Source organism: Microbacterium flavescens, assembly GCF_018588945.1.
In the GTDB taxonomy this organism is placed as follows: domain Bacteria; phylum Actinomycetota; class Actinomycetes; order Actinomycetales; family Microbacteriaceae; genus Microbacterium; species Microbacterium flavescens.
Genome location: NZ_JAFIWA010000006.1, coordinates 87,475 through 102,651, shown reverse-complemented (window position 1 = coordinate 102,651; position 15,177 = coordinate 87,475). Strand labels below are relative to the sequence as shown.

Sequence of the window (15,177 nt, the reverse complement as noted above, 5' to 3'; positions counted from 1 at the left end):
GCGAACCGACGGCGCTTGCCGAGAGGCAGCACGCACCCGAAACAGACCGACAGGGAGCGCAGAGACTGCGCCGATAGACTTGGCGGCGACTTTGCGAGGAGCCCGTCGATGACCGAAATGCCTGCGAACACGCCTGCCGAGGCGCCCGAACCGACCGAAGAGGACGTGTTCGAGCAGAAGGCCGTCCGCCTGGCCAAGCGCGAGCGCCTCATGGCGGAGCGGACGGATGCCGCGGGCGGCGCCTACCCGGTGACCGTGCCGATCACCGCCACGATCCCCGCGCTGCGTGAGCAGTACGGAGACCTCGAGGCGGGTGCCGAGACCGGCGTGACGGCGGGCGTCGCCGGCCGCATCGTGTTCAGCCGCAACACCGGCAAGCTCTGCTTCGCGACGCTGCAGTCGGGCGACGGCAGCCGCATCCAGGCGATGGTGTCGCTCGCCGTCGTGGGTGAGGAGTCGCTCCAGCAGTGGAAGGAGCTCGTCGACCTCGGTGACCACGTGTTCGTCGAGGGCGAGGTCATCTCCAGCCGCCGCGGCGAGCTGTCGATCATGGTGTCGACCTGGCAGATCGCCGCCAAGGCGGTTCTCCCGCTGCCCAACATGTACACCGAGCTCAGCGAGGAGAGCCGCGTGCGCAGCCGCTACCTCGACCTCATCGTGCGCGACCGCGCGCGCGAGACGGTCGTGGCGCGCGCGAAGACGAACGCGAGCGTGCGGCAGACGTTCGCGAACCACGGATTCCTCGAGGTCGAGACGCCCATGCTGCAGGTGCAGCACGGCGGCGCGTCGGCGCGCCCGTTCATCACCAACTCGAACGCCTTCGACACCGACCTCTACCTGCGCATTGCTCCGGAGCTCTTCCTCAAGCGAGCCGTCGTCGGCGGCATCGAGCGGGTCTTCGAGATCAACCGCAACTTCCGCAACGAAGGCGCCGACTCCACGCACAGCCCTGAGTTCGTGATGATCGAGGCCTACCAGGCGTACACCGATTACAACGGCATCGCCGACCTCACCCAGGAGCTGATCCAGAACGCGGCGATCGCGGTCACCGGCTCGACCCTGGTCACCTGGGCAGACGGCACCGAGTACGACCTCGGTGGCCAGTGGGAGCGTCTTCCGATGTACGGCTCGCTGTCGCAGGCGTCGGGCAGGGAAGTCACGCCCGAGACCCCGCTCGACGAGCTCGTCGCCTTCGCGAACGAGGTGGGTGTCGACATCCCGCCCCACGCCACGCACGGCAAGCTCGTCGAGGAGCTCTGGGAGCACTTCGTCAAGCCCGGCCTCAACCGGCCGACGTTCGTCATGGACTTCCCGATCGACACCAGCCCGCTCGTGCGCGAGCACCGCTCGGTCGCGGGCGTGGTCGAGAAGTGGGATCTCTACACGCGCGGCTTCGAGCTGGCCACGGGCTATTCCGAGCTCATCGACCCGGTCATCCAGCGTGAGCGCTTCATCGAGCAGGCCAAGCTCGCCGCCCGCGGCGACCTCGAGGCGATGCGCATCGACGAGGAGTTCCTGCGCGCGCTCGAGCACGGCATGCCCCCGACCGGCGGCATGGGCATGGGGATCGACCGCCTGCTCATGGCGATCACCGGGCTCGGCATCCGCGAGACGATCCTGTTCCCCCTGGTCAAGTAGAGCTCGGCCGGTCGGTACGCCTCGCCGCCGCCGCACGGTCACAGCACCTGCGTCACCGCGCGGGCCGCTGGAACGCCCAGTCGGGCAGATGCCCGGCATGCACGAAGGACCGCACGATCTCGCTGAGGCCGTGCTCCGGCTCGATGTCGCAGGCTTTGCCGGCGTACAGGTCGGCGTGCGTCGAGCGACCGAGCGCCCACGACAGCCACGCGCACATCGCGAGCGGGCCGGGGCGGGATGCACGCGGAGCCGACGCCGCGACGAACCGCGAGAGCTGCAGCGCCCGCACGAGGCGCTCGGGATCAGGCTGCTCGCCCTCGCCCCACATCCGCATCGCGAGGTGCGCCGGATACTCCTCTCCCGACTCCCAGCGCAGCTGCGCATCGAACGCCTCGTCGCCGGTCGTCAGCGTTCCGCTCCACTGCACGAGGGCGATATCCCGCAGCGACGGCCGCGACAGGCACCAGACGAGCGTCGCTGCGTCGTATGCCCGGAGCGCGTCGGCCTTCCAGCCCAGGGCGTCCTCGAACAGGGTCGGCAGGTCGTCGAGCGCGCACACCGCCGCAAGTGCCGCGGGGTCGATACGGTCGGCGTCGTCGGAAGCGAGGTCGTCGCCCGGGTCCGCATCGGCGTCGGCCGGGGGTTGCGGCCCCGACGGACGGGATGCCTCAGCGGCCGGCTCCTCCGGCCCGCACAGGACTTCGATCGCCCGATCCAGCGACAGCAGTGCGCGGGCGACCCGCTCGCTCTGAGCGACGTCGACCTCGGGCAGCTCGGCCCCGGAGCCCTGGTCGCGATCGGCGCCCACGTCGGTCGCCGGAGCCAGGTCGAGGTCGGCGAGCGGGCGGCCGCCGGCGGGGCAGTGCGCATCGAGGAGTGAGCCCCATCCGTCCTTCGCCACGCACAGGGCATCGGTCAGTCGCAGGCCGCACGCGTCGGCGCGACGCTCCAACGCGCGCAGGAGCCCGGTGTGCGGCATCCGATTCTCCTCTCCGAACGCCGCGTCGGTGAACGTGATCGCGGCGACGGCGTCGGCGTCGGGAAGCCGGCACACCGTGCCGATGACGGTCGCCGCCACGCGGTCGACGGCATCCGGCTCGTCGCCGGGGAGATCGAATCGCATCGCGCCGACGCTGCGTGATCCGTCGAACGGGATCATCACGAGACTTCGCGTCGGGACGTAGCCGAGCATGCGGGGGACGAGGGACAGGAACTCCGCGGCTCCCGCGGCTTTGACGATCGTGGTCATGGCTCGACTGTCGTCGGCCGTGCCGTCGCCGCGGCCCGCCTGGATGCCGACGGGGGACGGTGTGATTGTTTGCCAGGGGTGTGGAGGAGCCGCGGGCGGCCGGTTCCCGCGGGCCGCGTATCCTTGAGTCATGGACGATTACTGGGTCGCGGTCGTATGGACGCTGCTCCCGACCATCGTCGTCAGCCTCATCTTCTTCTTCGTGCTGCGCAGTGTGATCCGCGCCGACCGCAACGAGCGCCGTGAGTACGCCCGCTTAGAGGCGAAGGAGCGCGTGAAGCTGGGGATGCCACCGGCCGCTGCATCCGTCGACACAACCGGCCCCGCCGAGCGCTGACCGCCGCCCCCACTAAGGTGGGGCTCACGCTGTCAGCGACCGGGAGGAGCACGCGTGATCACCATCACGTTCGATGCGACGTGGTGGCTGGTGCTCGTCTTCGTCCTCGACCTGATCATCCGCATCGCGGCGATCATCATCGTTCCGCGCAATCGACGGCCCACCGCCGCGATGGCCTGGCTGCTGGCGATCTACTTCATCCCGATCATCGGCGTGTTCCTGTTCCTCCTGATCGGCAACCCGCGCCTGCCGCGCGAGCGGCGGCGCAAACAGGAGCGGATCAACGACTACATCCGTGACACGAGCGCGTCGCTGGACTTCGGCACCCTCCGCCCGCACGCCCCGTCCTGGTTCACCTCGCTGGTCACGCTCAACCGCAACCTCGGTGCCATGCCGCTCGCCGGCGACAACGCCGCGCACATCATCAGCGGTTATCAGGACAGCCTCGACGCGATGGCCGACACCATCCGGGCCGCGAAGCGCTACGTGCACATCGAGTTCTACATCTTCCAGGCCGACAGCTCGACGGCGAACATCTTCCGCGCCCTCGAAGAGGCGTGTGCCCGAGGCGTGACCGTCCGCGTGCTGCTCGACCACTGGGCCAACCGCGGCAAGCCGTTCTACAAGAAGACACTCAAGCGCCTCGATGCCATGGGGGCGCAATGGCACCTGATGCTTCCCGTCCAGCCGCTGAAGGGGAAGTACCAGCGTCCCGACCTGCGCAATCACCGCAAGCTCCTCGTCGTCGACGGGCGCGTGGCGTTCACCGGCTCGCAGAACGTCACCGACTCGACGTACAACCTGCGCAAGAACGTCAAGCGTGGCCTGCACTGGGTCGACCTCATGGTGCGCATCGAGGGCCCGGTCGTGGCATCCGTCAATGCCGTCTTCCTCTCGGACTGGTACAGCGAGACCGACCAGATCCTCACCGACGAGATCGACCTGTTCGACGTCGCGTCCGGACCCGGTGACCTCGACTGCCAGATCATCCCGTCCGGTCCCGGGTTCGAGTTCCAGAACAACCTCAAGCTCTTCGCGGCCCTGCTCTATGCGGCGCAGCGCCAGATCATCGTCGTCAGCCCGTACTTCGTTCCCGACGAGGCGCTGCTGCTGGCGATCACGACCGCGTGCCAGCGCGGCATCCACGTGGAGCTCTTCGTGTCGGAGGAGGGCGACCAGGCCCTCGTGTATCACGCGCAGCGCAGCTACTACGAGGCGTTGCTGCGCGCGGGCGTGAAGATCTGGATGTACCAGCGCCCCTTCATCCTGCACTCCAAGTCGATGACCATCGACGACGAGACCGCGATCGTCGGCTCGAGCAACATGGACATGCGGTCCTTCGGTCTCAACATGGAGATCTCCATGCTCGTGCGCGGCGAGGAGTTCGTGCGCGAGATGCGGCGCGTGGAAGACGGCTATCGTGCGCTGAGCCGCGAGCTCACGCTCGACGAATGGGAGAAGCAGCCGCTGCGCTCGACCGTCCTCGACAACCTCGCGCGGCTGACGTCGGCGCTGCAGTGATCACCCGCGCCGGGTGATTGTGATCAGCGCGTTACCGACGACCCTGAGATCACGCGCCGATCTGCGACACCATAAGGCTGACGGATGCCGCGGTCCCGGGCGTTCGCGCTGCTCAGGGAAGGATCTCGCATGACTCCTCGCACTCGTACCGCTGTCGCAGGACTCGGCCTCGCTGCACTCCTCGCGGGTGTCCTCACCGCCTGCGCCACGACCTCCGGCGGCACCGCGCCCACCGGCGGCGACCCCACCGGCTCGGGCACGCCGAACGGCGACTCGAGCGAGCAGGAGGTCGGCGCCGCCTGGCTCGACGGGGGCCGCCTGATCGGCATCGTGACCCAGGGCAGCTCCACGTGCATCCCGACCGCCGAGGAGGCGACCTACGAAGACGGCGTGATGAAGGTCACGCTCGTCGACGTCGAGGGCGACACGGCGTGCACCGCCGACCTCGCTCCGCGCGTCTCGCTCGTCGGCGTGCCCGAGGGCGTGGATCCGGCCCAGGGCGTCGAGATCGAGGTGACCGGCGACGGCTGGCAGGGCGACACCGACCTCGACGGCGTGCCCGACCTCGCCGCCGGAGGAGAGACCGACTACCTGCCGTCTGCCGGCTGGACCGACGTCGACGGACAGTTCGTCGTCCTCTCGTGGGGCTCGTCGTCGTGCGCCCCCGTCGTCGAGAACACCGAGGCGACGAGTGCGACCGAGATCACCGTGACCTTCGCGACGCCCCCGGAAGACCAGGTCTGCACGATGGACATGGCCCCGCGCGCGGTGGTGACGTCGGTGCTCGAGGCCGACGACGACGCGGAGACCTTCGCGATCCTCACCGGCGGCGAATTCGACAACGTCCGGGTGCCCATCTACCCGAACTGACCTGGTTCGGGTCGTGCCGATGCTCCCCTGTCACGATATGTCGGTGTGACCAGCGTTTCGTGACAGGGGAACTACGGTGCTGTGCTCCCGCCGACGCTTGCCTGTCGCGATCTGTGGATGGAACCCGCGATTCGTGACAGGGGAGCGGGCGCGGGGGTGAGAGCAGCGCTCCTCCCCAGGTCGGCTCACGCGAGCTGAATCCCCTACCGTCGACGAAACGGCGGCACCGCCGGCCGCGGTTGCGCATGATGAGCGGATGCTGCGGCAGCCGCTTCCGGAAGGCCTAGGCGACCGGTTCTCTGTGTCGGAGGCGCTGGGCGCGGGTGCGTCGCACAGCCGCTTGCTCAATGACGATCTCGAGAAGCCGTTCTGGGGCGTCCGACGCCGAGGCGACGGGCTCGACATCGATGCCCGCGTCGATCGCCGAGGGTCGCCGCGGGGAGCGCTCGAGCTGGATCATCTGCGTCGGGCATTGGACTACGTGCCGCGGATGGACGAGCACCAGTTCTTCTGCCGGGTCACCGCCGCCGTGATCCTCGGCATCCCGTTGCCGGTCTCGCTGGCGCAGACCGACCACATTGATGTCGCGGTGTTGGCGCCGCGCCGCCTGCCGCGGAGCAAGGGCGTCCGCGGCCACCAGATGGTCGCCCGGCTCACCACCGTCGAGCGAGACCCTTCCCTCCATGTGGCCCTGACCGATCCAGCCACCACGTGGGCGTCGCTGGGTGCGGTGATCCGGCATCCGGATGATCTGATCGCCGCTGGTGATGCCGTCGTGCGGGACTGGCGCAGCGAACCGCTTGCATCGATCGCAGACCTTCAAGCCGCGATCGATCGGGGGAGACGCGTGGGCATAGGTGCCCTGCGCGAGGCCATACCGCACATTCGAACGAGGTCGGCTTCCCGACCCGAGTCGCGGTTGCGCCGCGTCATCGTTGCGGCGGGCCTACCCGAACCGGAACTGAATCACGACGTCGTCGAAGATGGCGAGCACCTTGCCTGCTCCGACCTCGTCTACCCCGAACTGCGGATCGCGATCGAGTACGAGGGCGAGCACCACCTCACCGATTCCGAGCAATGGGCGTACGACATCGCGAGATATGACCGGCTGCGCGACGCCGGCTGGCACGTGATCCGTGTCACCAAGTCAGACCTGTTCCAGCACCCCGAGCGAGTGATTCGCAGGGTGCGAGCAGCGATCTCCGCCCGCTCTTCTTCGTAGCGCGCCAGGCCGCGAGGTCCGCTCACCGCTCGCCTGTCACGTTCAGTGGCACCGATCCACGTTTCGTGACCGGTGAGCGAGGCCGAGCGGATGCCTCGGCCGAGGCATCCGCTCAGTCCGTGCGGACCAGCAGGTCGCCGATCTCGCAGTCGAGCGCCTGGCAGATCGCCGACAGGGTGGAGTACCGGATGGCCCGGGCGCGGTCGTTCTTGAGGATCGACAGGTTCACGACCGAGACCCCGACGAGCTCGGACAGGCGCGTGAGGGTGATGCCGCGCGCCTCGAGCAGCTCGTCGAGGCGGCAGTGGACGCCGCTCGGGCCCTCGTCCTCTGCCGGGCTCACACGAGCCCCGCGGTCTCGCGCTGGAGGCGGGTGCCGTGGCGGAAGATCGCCGCGAGCGCGCCGAGGGCGGCGGCAGCGCAGATCGGCCACCACGACACCGAGACGCTGTAGATCCCCGTCGACACCACGTCCGCCCCCGGCGCGGGGAAGATCTCGTTCGCGAGGATGGTGCGCCCGAGGCTGCCGAGCAGCTCGCCGCCGAGCCCGGCGACGAGCACCGGGACAGCGCCGATGAGCAGCCAGTGGCTCACGACGCGCGAGAACGGGACACCCTTCAGCGCCTGGCCGCACGCGATCGCGAGCACCACGCCGGGCACCGCGATCGCGATCAGCGAGAGCACGTCGCCCGCGGCGAGCAGCAGCCGCATGCCCGCGTCGACGCCCGCGACGCTCACATCCACCCCGGAGACGCTGCCGCAGACCAGCGTCGGCGCGGTCGCAGCCACCGGCTCCTCTACGCCCCCGCACGACAATCCCGCCACGTGAACGACGACCGGCATGTCGGCGATCCAGACGTCGCCGCCGAACCACCGCCACACCGAGATCACGACGCCGACGCCGGTGAACGCGACCCAGATCCGGGCCAGCGCGCCGGCGACCTCGATCACCACCGAGGGGCTCCGTCGGCGCCGCGCATCCCACGCCACGAACCCGATGAATGCGGCGGTGACCAGCAGCCCGCCGGCGATCCAGAGCAGCGCGCCGGGCAGATCCGGCCATCCGAAGTTCACGAGCGCACCTCCACGTTCATCGACATCAGACGAGCGCCTCCGTGTCCTTCTGCATGCGGGTGCCGATCTGGAATGCGGCCGCGACGAGCGCCAGCCCCAGAGCCCACCCGATCGGCGCCAGCTCGAGCGTCAGGCTCCACCCAGCGAGCCCCTCGTAGGGCCCGTCGCCCGCGTCGCCGGCGGTGATGGTGCGCTCACCCAGGAATGCGACGACGGATGCTCGCGCGACGCTGCCCAGCACCTGGGAACCGAGCCCGCCCACCAGAACCGCGATGGCCGCGATGCCGATCACATGCGGGAGGGACCGCACGAAGGGACGTCCGCGGAGGAGTCCGATCGCCAGCCACGCTACGGCGACGCCGATCGCGAGAGCCGCGATGAGAGGGAGCGCGCCCTCGAGATAGAGCAGCCACCGCGTCCCGTCCGGGAGGCCGGCGATTTCGAGCCAGGCGGATTCGTAGCCTGCCCCGACGATCGCATCGGACTTCTCGACGAACTCCGGCGTGGCCGCGTTCGCAACGGGAAAGCCGCCGACCCGAGCGGGCTCACCGGTGAAGACCTGGAGCCCCGACAGCACCAGGAGCACAGCGCTTCCTGCCGCGACGAGCATGGCGCCGGTGCCTACGAGCGCGACGACCCACTCCTCGAGTCGCGACAGCGCGCCGGCTTCCGCGGTGCGCCGGCTCCGCACCAGGAGGATCACCACGATCGTGCCCACGGCGAGCGGCAGTCCGACCCACAGTGCAAGGAATCCGATCCCCATGCCGGGACCTCCATATCGATAGTCGTTGTTATCGACAAACGATATGCACATGCGGAGCCGGGGTCAAGGCATCCGCTCTCTCTCGCACGACATATCTGGTGCGCCAGACCCCTCGCTATGCCCCTGGCGAACACGGGCTCAACCGATGCACCCTCTCGTTACCCTCGATGTAAGGCGCGGAGGTCCCTTCCGACCCGCGGCGCCCCGAAGGAGTGAACGATGTTCGAGAGATTCACCGACCGTGCCCGTCGTGTGGTCGTCCTCGCCCAGGAAGAGGCGAAGATGCTCAACCACAACTACATCGGCACCGAGCACATTCTGCTCGGGCTGATCCACGAGGGTGAGGGAGTCGCCGCCAAGGCGCTCGAATCCCTCGGCATCTCGCTCGACGCCGTGCGCGAGCAGGTCCAGGACATCATCGGCCAGGGCCAGCAGCAGCCGACCGGGCACATTCCCTTCACCCCCCGTGCCAAGAAGGTGCTCGAGCTGTCGCTGCGCGAAGCGCTGCAGCTCGGCCACAACTACATCGGCACCGAGCACATTCTGCTGGGGCTCATCCGCGAGGGCGAGGGCGTCGCCGCCCAGGTGCTGGTCAAGCTCGGCGCCGACCTCAACAAGGTGCGCCAGCAGGTCATCCAGCTGCTCTCGGGCTACCAGGGCAAGGAGCCGGCCGCCGTCTCGGGCGCCGCGCACGACAACCCGCAGTCCGCGCAGGGCGGCTCGCAGGTGCTCGACCAGTTCGGCCGCAACCTCACGCAGGCCGCGCGCGACAACAAGCTCGACCCCGTCATCGGGCGCGAGAAGGAGATCGAGCGCGTCATGCAGATCCTGTCGCGCCGCTCCAAGAACAACCCCGTCCTCATCGGCGAGCCCGGCGTCGGCAAGACCGCCGTCGTGGAGGGCCTCGCGCAGGCGATCGTCAAGAACGACGTCCCCGAGACGCTGAAGGACAAGCAGCTCTACTCGCTCGACCTCGGCTCGCTGATCGCCGGCTCGCGCTACCGCGGTGACTTCGAAGAGCGCCTGAAGAAGGTCACCAAGGAGATCCGCACGCGCGGCGACATCATCGTCTTCATCGACGAGATCCACACGCTCGTGGGTGCCGGTGCTGCCGAGGGTGCGATCGACGCCGCGTCGATCCTCAAGCCGCTCCTCGCCCGTGGCGAGCTGCAGACGATCGGTGCGACCACGCTCGACGAGTACCGCAAGCATTTCGAGAAGGATGCCGCGCTCGAGCGCCGCTTCCAGCCGATCCAGGTCGCCGAGCCGAGCCTGCCCCACGCGATCAACATCCTGAAGGGGCTGCGCGACCGCTACGAGGCGCACCACAAGGTGCAGATCACCGACGGCGCGATCGTCGCCGCGGCGAACCTCGCCGACCGGTACATCTCGGACCGCTTCCTGCCGGACAAGGCGATCGACCTGATCGACGAGGCCGGCGCCCGCCTGCGCCTGTCGATCCTCTCGAGCCCTCCCGAGCTGCGCGAGTTCGACGAGAAGATCGCGAACGTCCGCGAGCAGAAGGAAGTCGCCTCCGAGGAGCAGGACTTCGAGAAGGCAGCCTCGCTCCGCGATGAGGAGAAGTCGCTCCTCGCCGAGCGCCTGCGTCTCGAGAAGCAGTGGCGCTCGGGCGACGTCGCGTCGCACGCGGTCGTCGACGAGGGCCTGATCGCGGAGGTGCTCGCCCAGGCGACCGGCATCCCGGTGTTCAAGCTCACCGAGGAGGAGTCGAGCCGCCTCGTCTTCATGGAGAAGGCCCTGCACCAGCGGGTCATCGGCCAGGAGGAGGCGATCGCCGCCCTCTCGAAGACGATCCGTCGTCAGCGCGCCGGCCTCAAGGATCCGAAGCGTCCGTCGGGCTCGTTCATCTTCGCCGGCCCGACGGGTGTCGGAAAGACCGAGCTCGCCAAGGCGCTCGCCGAGTTCCTCTTCGACGACGAGGGCGCACTGATCTCGCTCGACATGTCGGAGTTCGGTGAGAAGCACACCGTCTCGCGTCTGTTCGGCGCCCCTCCCGGATTCGTCGGGTTCGAAGAGGGCGGCCAGCTCACCGAGAAGGTGCGCCGCAAGCCGTTCTCCGTCGTGCTCTTCGACGAGATCGAGAAGGCGCACCCCGACATCTTCAACTCGCTCCTGCAGATCCTCGAAGAGGGTCGCCTGACCGACGGTCAGGGTCGCATGATCGACTTCAAGAACACGGTCATCATCATGACGACCAACCTCGGATCGTCGGCCATCGCCGGCGGACCGGTCGGGTTCCAGGTCGAGGGCAACAGCGGCACGACCTACGAGCGGATGAAGGGCAAGGTCAACGAAGAGCTCAAGCGCAACTTCAAGCCCGAGTTCCTCAACCGCGTGGACGACATCATCGTCTTCCCGCAGCTCGACAAGGATGAGCTGCGCCAGATCGTGGGTCTGTTCACCAAGCGCCTCGGCGAGCGTCTGCTCGATCGCGACATGACGATCGAGGTGACGGATGCCGCGAAGGACAAGCTCATCGAGATCGGCTTCGACCCCGCGCTCGGCGCCCGCCCGCTGCGTCGTGCGATGCAGCGCGAGGTCGAGGACCGCCTGTCGGAGAAGATCCTGCACGGCGAGCTCGACCCGGGCGACCACGTGAAGGTCGACGCGGTGGACGGTGAGTTCGTGTTCGAGCACGGACCGCGCGGCGAGAAGGTCGCGGTGGGCGTCGTCCACAACGGCGAGATCACCGCCACGCCCGACCTGGCGGCCAACGCCTAAGAGCCTGAACGAACGAGGAGCGGATGCCACGAGGCATCCGCTCCTCGTCGTTTCGGCCCCGCCGGCCGCCTTCGAATCGCGAACTCGACCGCTCGCCGTGGCCCGCAGGCGGCAAAGTGCGCGATTCGAAAGGCGGGGGGCGGCGCGCGCTCTACGCTGGACGGATGAGCGAGATCACGGTGCGGCCCGCGCGCACGCGCGACGTGCGCGGCATCCAGGCGATGCTGGAGCCGTTCGTGCAGCGCCGCATCCTCCTCGGCAAGGACCTGGTCGTGCTGTACGAGGCGACGCAGCAGTTCCTCGTCGCCGAGGACGGCGAGGGCAACCTCATCGGCTGCGGCGCGCTGCACGTCATGTGGGAGGACCTCGGCGAGATCCGCACCCTCATCGTCGTGGACGAGTGGCTGCATCACGGCGTCGGACGCGCGCTCGTCGAGGCGCTCGAGAACCAGGCGCGCACGCTCGGGCTCACGCGCCTGTTCTGCCTCACGTTCGAAGTCGACTTCTTCACCCGCCGTGGCTTCTCGCCGATCGGAGAGCAGGTCGTCGACCCCGACGTCTACTCCCAGCTCATCCGCTCTCCCGACGAGGGCGTCGCCGAGTTCCTCGACCTCGCGCACGTGAAGCCCAACACCCTCGGCAACACGAGGATGATCAAGAACCTCTGAGCGGATGCCGCGCCCTGCGCGCCGCTCGGCGGCGACGTCGCAGGAGCGAACGCCGGGCGGCGGGCGCGCCGACACGGCGGCTCGGACCCCTCCGCCTACCCTGGTCTCATGACCGGCGAGACCCCACGCAGACGGCACTCCCCGGCGGTGTATCGTCGCCGTCGCATCGCCGTGCTCATCGCGGTGCTGGTCGTCGCAGGTCTCATCTGGCTGCTCGTCGCCCAGCCCTGGCGCGGCAACGCGTCGGAGGGAGCCGCGCCGCAGACCGAGAAGACGCAGGAAGGCGCGGGGTCGCTCCCCGTTCCCACCGCCGGCGCCACGCCGGCGAAGACTCCGACCGGTAAGGCGAGCACCGACGAGACCACGGGCGGCAAGGCGACGCCGAAGCCGACGCCATCGGGCACGCCGGCGGCGGAGCCGTGCGTCGGCAGTGACATCGCCGTCGAGGCCGTCACGAGTCAGGACGCGTACTCCAACGACCAGGTGCCGTCGTTCTCCATCCGGCTCACCAACGAAGGCGACGCGGACTGCACGCTCAACGTCGGCACGAGCGGCCAGGTGTTCACCGTGACGAGCGGCAGCGACACCTGGTGGCGGTCGACGGACTGCCAGAGCGAGCCCAGCGACATGGTCGTGCTGCTCACCGCCGGGCAGACGGTCTCGAGCGCCTCGCCGCTCACCTGGGACCGCACGCGATCGGCGGTCGGGACGTGCGACGACGAGACCCGTCCCCGGGCCCCGGGCGGCGGCGCCTCGTACCACCTGGCCGTCGAGATCGGCGGCGTCGCCGCGACCGAGACCACGCAGTTCCTGCTCTACTGAGCCCGGACTCATGCGCCCGGAAGACGGGCAGTTCGTGGCGCACGCTTCGCACCGGCGGGAGGGCAGGAAAAGGCCCCCGGGGTTGGGGACTCCCGGGGGCCCGCCATCGTCATGCAGTTCGGGCACACCCCATGGCGCGCGATGCTCGACGATGAAGAGAGAGTGCTGGGGACACTTGCTCTCAGAGGTGCTGGGGACACCTCGTGATCTAGGGTACGGGAATTGGTTGTACCTTGTATGTCCCCACTTCGGTGGACAAAAGGGTGTTTCTCATGAGAATTTCACCGACTTCTGTCCTCCGAACGGGGGACAGACCCATTTTACCGGCGGGAGTAGCCTGGTTCGCAGCTCCCGTGACCGGGCTCGACGCTGTCCCCCAGCAGAAGTCTCGTACCCCCAAGCGAGCAGTCGATCCGCCGGTGAGCAGTAGGCCCTCTCGAGCCGCCGTGGGAGAACGGCGCGAGGGGGCCGCTCATTGTCTCCCGGGGTGCGCACCAGAGTGCTTGCGGGCAAAGTGACGGGGCCGGCGCGTCCCCCCGGATCGCCCCCGGCCCCGCCTGTCCCCCTTGCTAGGGCTTCTCGCCGCCGAAGACCTCGGCCTCCATGGCGTCGTAGCCCTCCGCCTGCGGATCTCCGTGGGTGCCGCCCGACAGGGCGTACTCCTCCTCGGGAGAGAGCACGAGGCGGTGACGGAAGAACAGGGCGAACCCGACGAGGATGATGACGTAGACCACGAAGATCGCGATGATCGCCGGCACGAACGTCGGGTTGAGCAGGAACCCGACGAAGATCAGGGCGGCGATGACCGCGGCGATCACGGCACCGGTCACGCCCCACGGGCTGCGGTACGGCCGGCTCGCGTTCGGGAACTTCCTGCGCAGGATGATGAACGAGATCATCTGCAGCAGGTAGGCCAGCACGGCGCCCCACACCGCGATGTTCAGCACGATCGCACCCGCGACGGCACCGGCGCCCTCGTTCAGCGCCGCCACGGTGTCGAGCACCACGAGTGCGATGAAGCCGATGACGGCGCCGACGACGAGCGCCACCCACGGCGTCTTGCGCTTGCCGGTGAGCGAGAGGAACCTCGGGTAGTAGCCGGCGCGCGAGAGCGAGTACATGTTGCGGCCGTAGGCGAACATGATGCCCTGGAGCGAGGCGAACAGGCCGACCAGGGCGAACAGCGCCAGGACGGCAGCGAGCCCGTCGCCCACGATCGCGCGGAAGCCGTCGAGGAGCGGCTCGGCTGCTTTGCCGGTGGCCTCGGCTCCGATCACGCCCGTGTTGAGGAAGAGCACCAGCAGGCCGGTCACGATGAGCGTCCCGCGGGCCCAGAACCCGGCGCGCGGAATGTCGCGGACCGGGTCGTGCGACTCCTCCGCAGCCAGCGGGAGCTCCTCGATGCCCAGGAAGAACCACATCGCGAACGGCAGTGCGAAGAGGATCGGCAGCACGCCGTGCGGCAGGAATTCGGTCTGCCCCGGGTCGGGAGCGATGTCCCACAGGTTGGCCCACTGGAATGCGCCCGACAGGATCGCCATCACCGAGAACACCAGGATGATGCCGATCGAGATGATCGAGACGACGATCGCGAACTTGAAGGAGATGTTCGCGCCCGAGGCGTTGAGCCCGATGAACAGCAGGTAGAGGACGGTCCACCACACCCACGCCGGCAGTGAGATGCCGAGCAGCTCCGAGGTGATCGCGTCGGCGTACGACGCCGAGAAGTAGACGATGACCGCGGTGGTCGCGACGTACTCGATCGTCTCAGCGGCACCGGTGACCAGACCGCCCCAGGGGCCCATCGCGGATCGCGCGAACGAATACGCGCCGCCCGTATGCGGCATGGCAGACGCCATCTCCCCGATGGAGAAGATCATGCCGTAGTACATGGCCACCAGGATCACGAAGGCGATCAGCATGCCGCCGAAGCCGGCGAAGTCGATGCCGAAGTTCCAGCCGGAGAAGTCGCCCGAGATGACGGCGGCGACGGCGAGTCCCCACAGACCCCACACGCCGGCCGATCGCTTCAGCGTCCGCTTCTGGAAGTAGTCCTGACCGGCCCGCGTGTAGGTCGCTCCCGCGACCTTCGCCGGACCATCGCTCGACTGTGACATCGATCCTCCGTGCTCTCGGGTTGGACGCGGGGGGTGCGTCTTGGGCATGATTGTGGTGCCTATTGGCGGGTTGTGTCTACCTTTGGACCCAGATTCATCGTTACTGTTGGCGAACCCCGACCGGGCTCGTGCCGCCGCAAAGGTCGGAACTGGA

13 protein-coding genes are annotated in these 15,177 nt (G+C 68.6%); 8 read left to right on the top strand and 5 right to left on the bottom strand.

Features of this window, described 5'->3' with window-relative positions:
- Positions 1-108: 108 nt before the first annotated feature.
- Positions 109-1,638, top strand: a complete 1,530-nt coding sequence (lysS, locus tag JX005_RS12625; protein WP_214467904.1) for a lysine--tRNA ligase — start codon at positions 109-111, stop codon at positions 1,636-1,638.
- Between the two features lie 52 nt (positions 1,639-1,690).
- Here the strand turns inward: lysS and JX005_RS12620 are convergent, their stop codons facing one another.
- Complete coding sequence (locus tag JX005_RS12620) at positions 1,691-2,887, bottom strand: DUF4192 family protein (protein WP_214467903.1); 1,197 nt, start codon at positions 2,885-2,887, stop codon at positions 1,691-1,693.
- Positions 2,888-3,017: 130 nt separating this feature from the next.
- On the opposite strand from JX005_RS12620, the gene JX005_RS12615 reads away from it, so the two are divergent.
- The 4 genes from JX005_RS12615 to JX005_RS12600 all read left to right on the top strand — a co-directional run bounded on the left by JX005_RS12615 (position 3,018) and on the right by JX005_RS12600 (position 6,837).
- Positions 3,018-3,224: a hypothetical protein gene (locus JX005_RS12615; RefSeq protein ID WP_214467902.1), complete on the top strand. Its 207-nt coding sequence runs from the start codon at positions 3,018-3,020 to the stop codon at positions 3,222-3,224.
- A 54-nt stretch (positions 3,225-3,278) separates the two neighbouring features.
- Positions 3,279-4,745, top strand: coding sequence for a cardiolipin synthase (cls, locus tag JX005_RS12610; protein ID WP_214467901.1), 1,467 nt, complete (start codon positions 3,279-3,281; stop codon positions 4,743-4,745).
- Between the two features lie 129 nt (positions 4,746-4,874).
- The gene (locus JX005_RS12605; RefSeq protein ID WP_214467900.1) at positions 4,875-5,615 is read left to right on the top strand and encodes a hypothetical protein; all 741 of its coding nucleotides are present in this window, start codon (positions 4,875-4,877) and stop codon (positions 5,613-5,615) included.
- Between the two features lie 256 nt (positions 5,616-5,871).
- On the top strand, positions 5,872-6,837 hold the full coding sequence (locus JX005_RS12600; protein WP_214467899.1) for an endonuclease domain-containing protein: 966 nt from the start codon (positions 5,872-5,874) through the stop codon (positions 6,835-6,837).
- 112 nt (positions 6,838-6,949) lie between these two features.
- Here JX005_RS12600 and JX005_RS12595 read toward each other — a convergent pair whose 3' ends face one another.
- From JX005_RS12595 to JX005_RS12585, 3 genes are read right to left on the bottom strand one after another with little or no spacing between them, the layout of a single operon-like run.
- Positions 6,950-7,180, bottom strand: coding sequence for a helix-turn-helix domain-containing protein (locus JX005_RS12595; protein ID WP_214467898.1), 231 nt, complete (start codon positions 7,178-7,180; stop codon positions 6,950-6,952).
- Positions 7,177-7,911, bottom strand: coding sequence for a hypothetical protein (locus JX005_RS12590; RefSeq protein ID WP_214467897.1), 735 nt, complete (start codon positions 7,909-7,911; stop codon positions 7,177-7,179). Before JX005_RS12590 ends, JX005_RS12595 begins: the two co-directional genes overlap by 4 nt.
- A gap of 25 nt (positions 7,912-7,936) precedes the next feature.
- Complete coding sequence (locus tag JX005_RS12585; RefSeq protein WP_214467896.1) at positions 7,937-8,674, bottom strand: hypothetical protein; 738 nt, start codon at positions 8,672-8,674, stop codon at positions 7,937-7,939.
- Positions 8,675-8,893: 219 nt separating this feature from the next.
- On the opposite strand from JX005_RS12585, the gene JX005_RS12580 reads away from it, so the two are divergent.
- The 3 genes from JX005_RS12580 to JX005_RS12570 all read left to right on the top strand — a co-directional run bounded on the left by JX005_RS12580 (position 8,894) and on the right by JX005_RS12570 (position 12,906).
- On the top strand, positions 8,894-11,416 hold the full coding sequence (locus JX005_RS12580; protein WP_214467895.1) for an ATP-dependent Clp protease ATP-binding subunit: 2,523 nt from the start codon (positions 8,894-8,896) through the stop codon (positions 11,414-11,416).
- Positions 11,417-11,580: 164 nt separating this feature from the next.
- Positions 11,581-12,084, top strand: a complete 504-nt coding sequence (locus tag JX005_RS12575; RefSeq protein ID WP_214467894.1) for an amino-acid N-acetyltransferase — start codon at positions 11,581-11,583, stop codon at positions 12,082-12,084.
- Positions 12,085-12,192: 108 nt separating this feature from the next.
- Complete coding sequence (locus JX005_RS12570) at positions 12,193-12,906, top strand: hypothetical protein (RefSeq protein WP_214467893.1); 714 nt, start codon at positions 12,193-12,195, stop codon at positions 12,904-12,906.
- A 569-nt stretch (positions 12,907-13,475) separates the two neighbouring features.
- Here JX005_RS12570 and JX005_RS12565 read toward each other — a convergent pair.
- The gene (locus tag JX005_RS12565; protein WP_214467892.1) at positions 13,476-15,023 is read right to left on the bottom strand and encodes an amino acid permease; all 1,548 of its coding nucleotides are present in this window, start codon (positions 15,021-15,023) and stop codon (positions 13,476-13,478) included.
- Between the last annotated feature and the right edge of the window lie 154 nt (positions 15,024-15,177).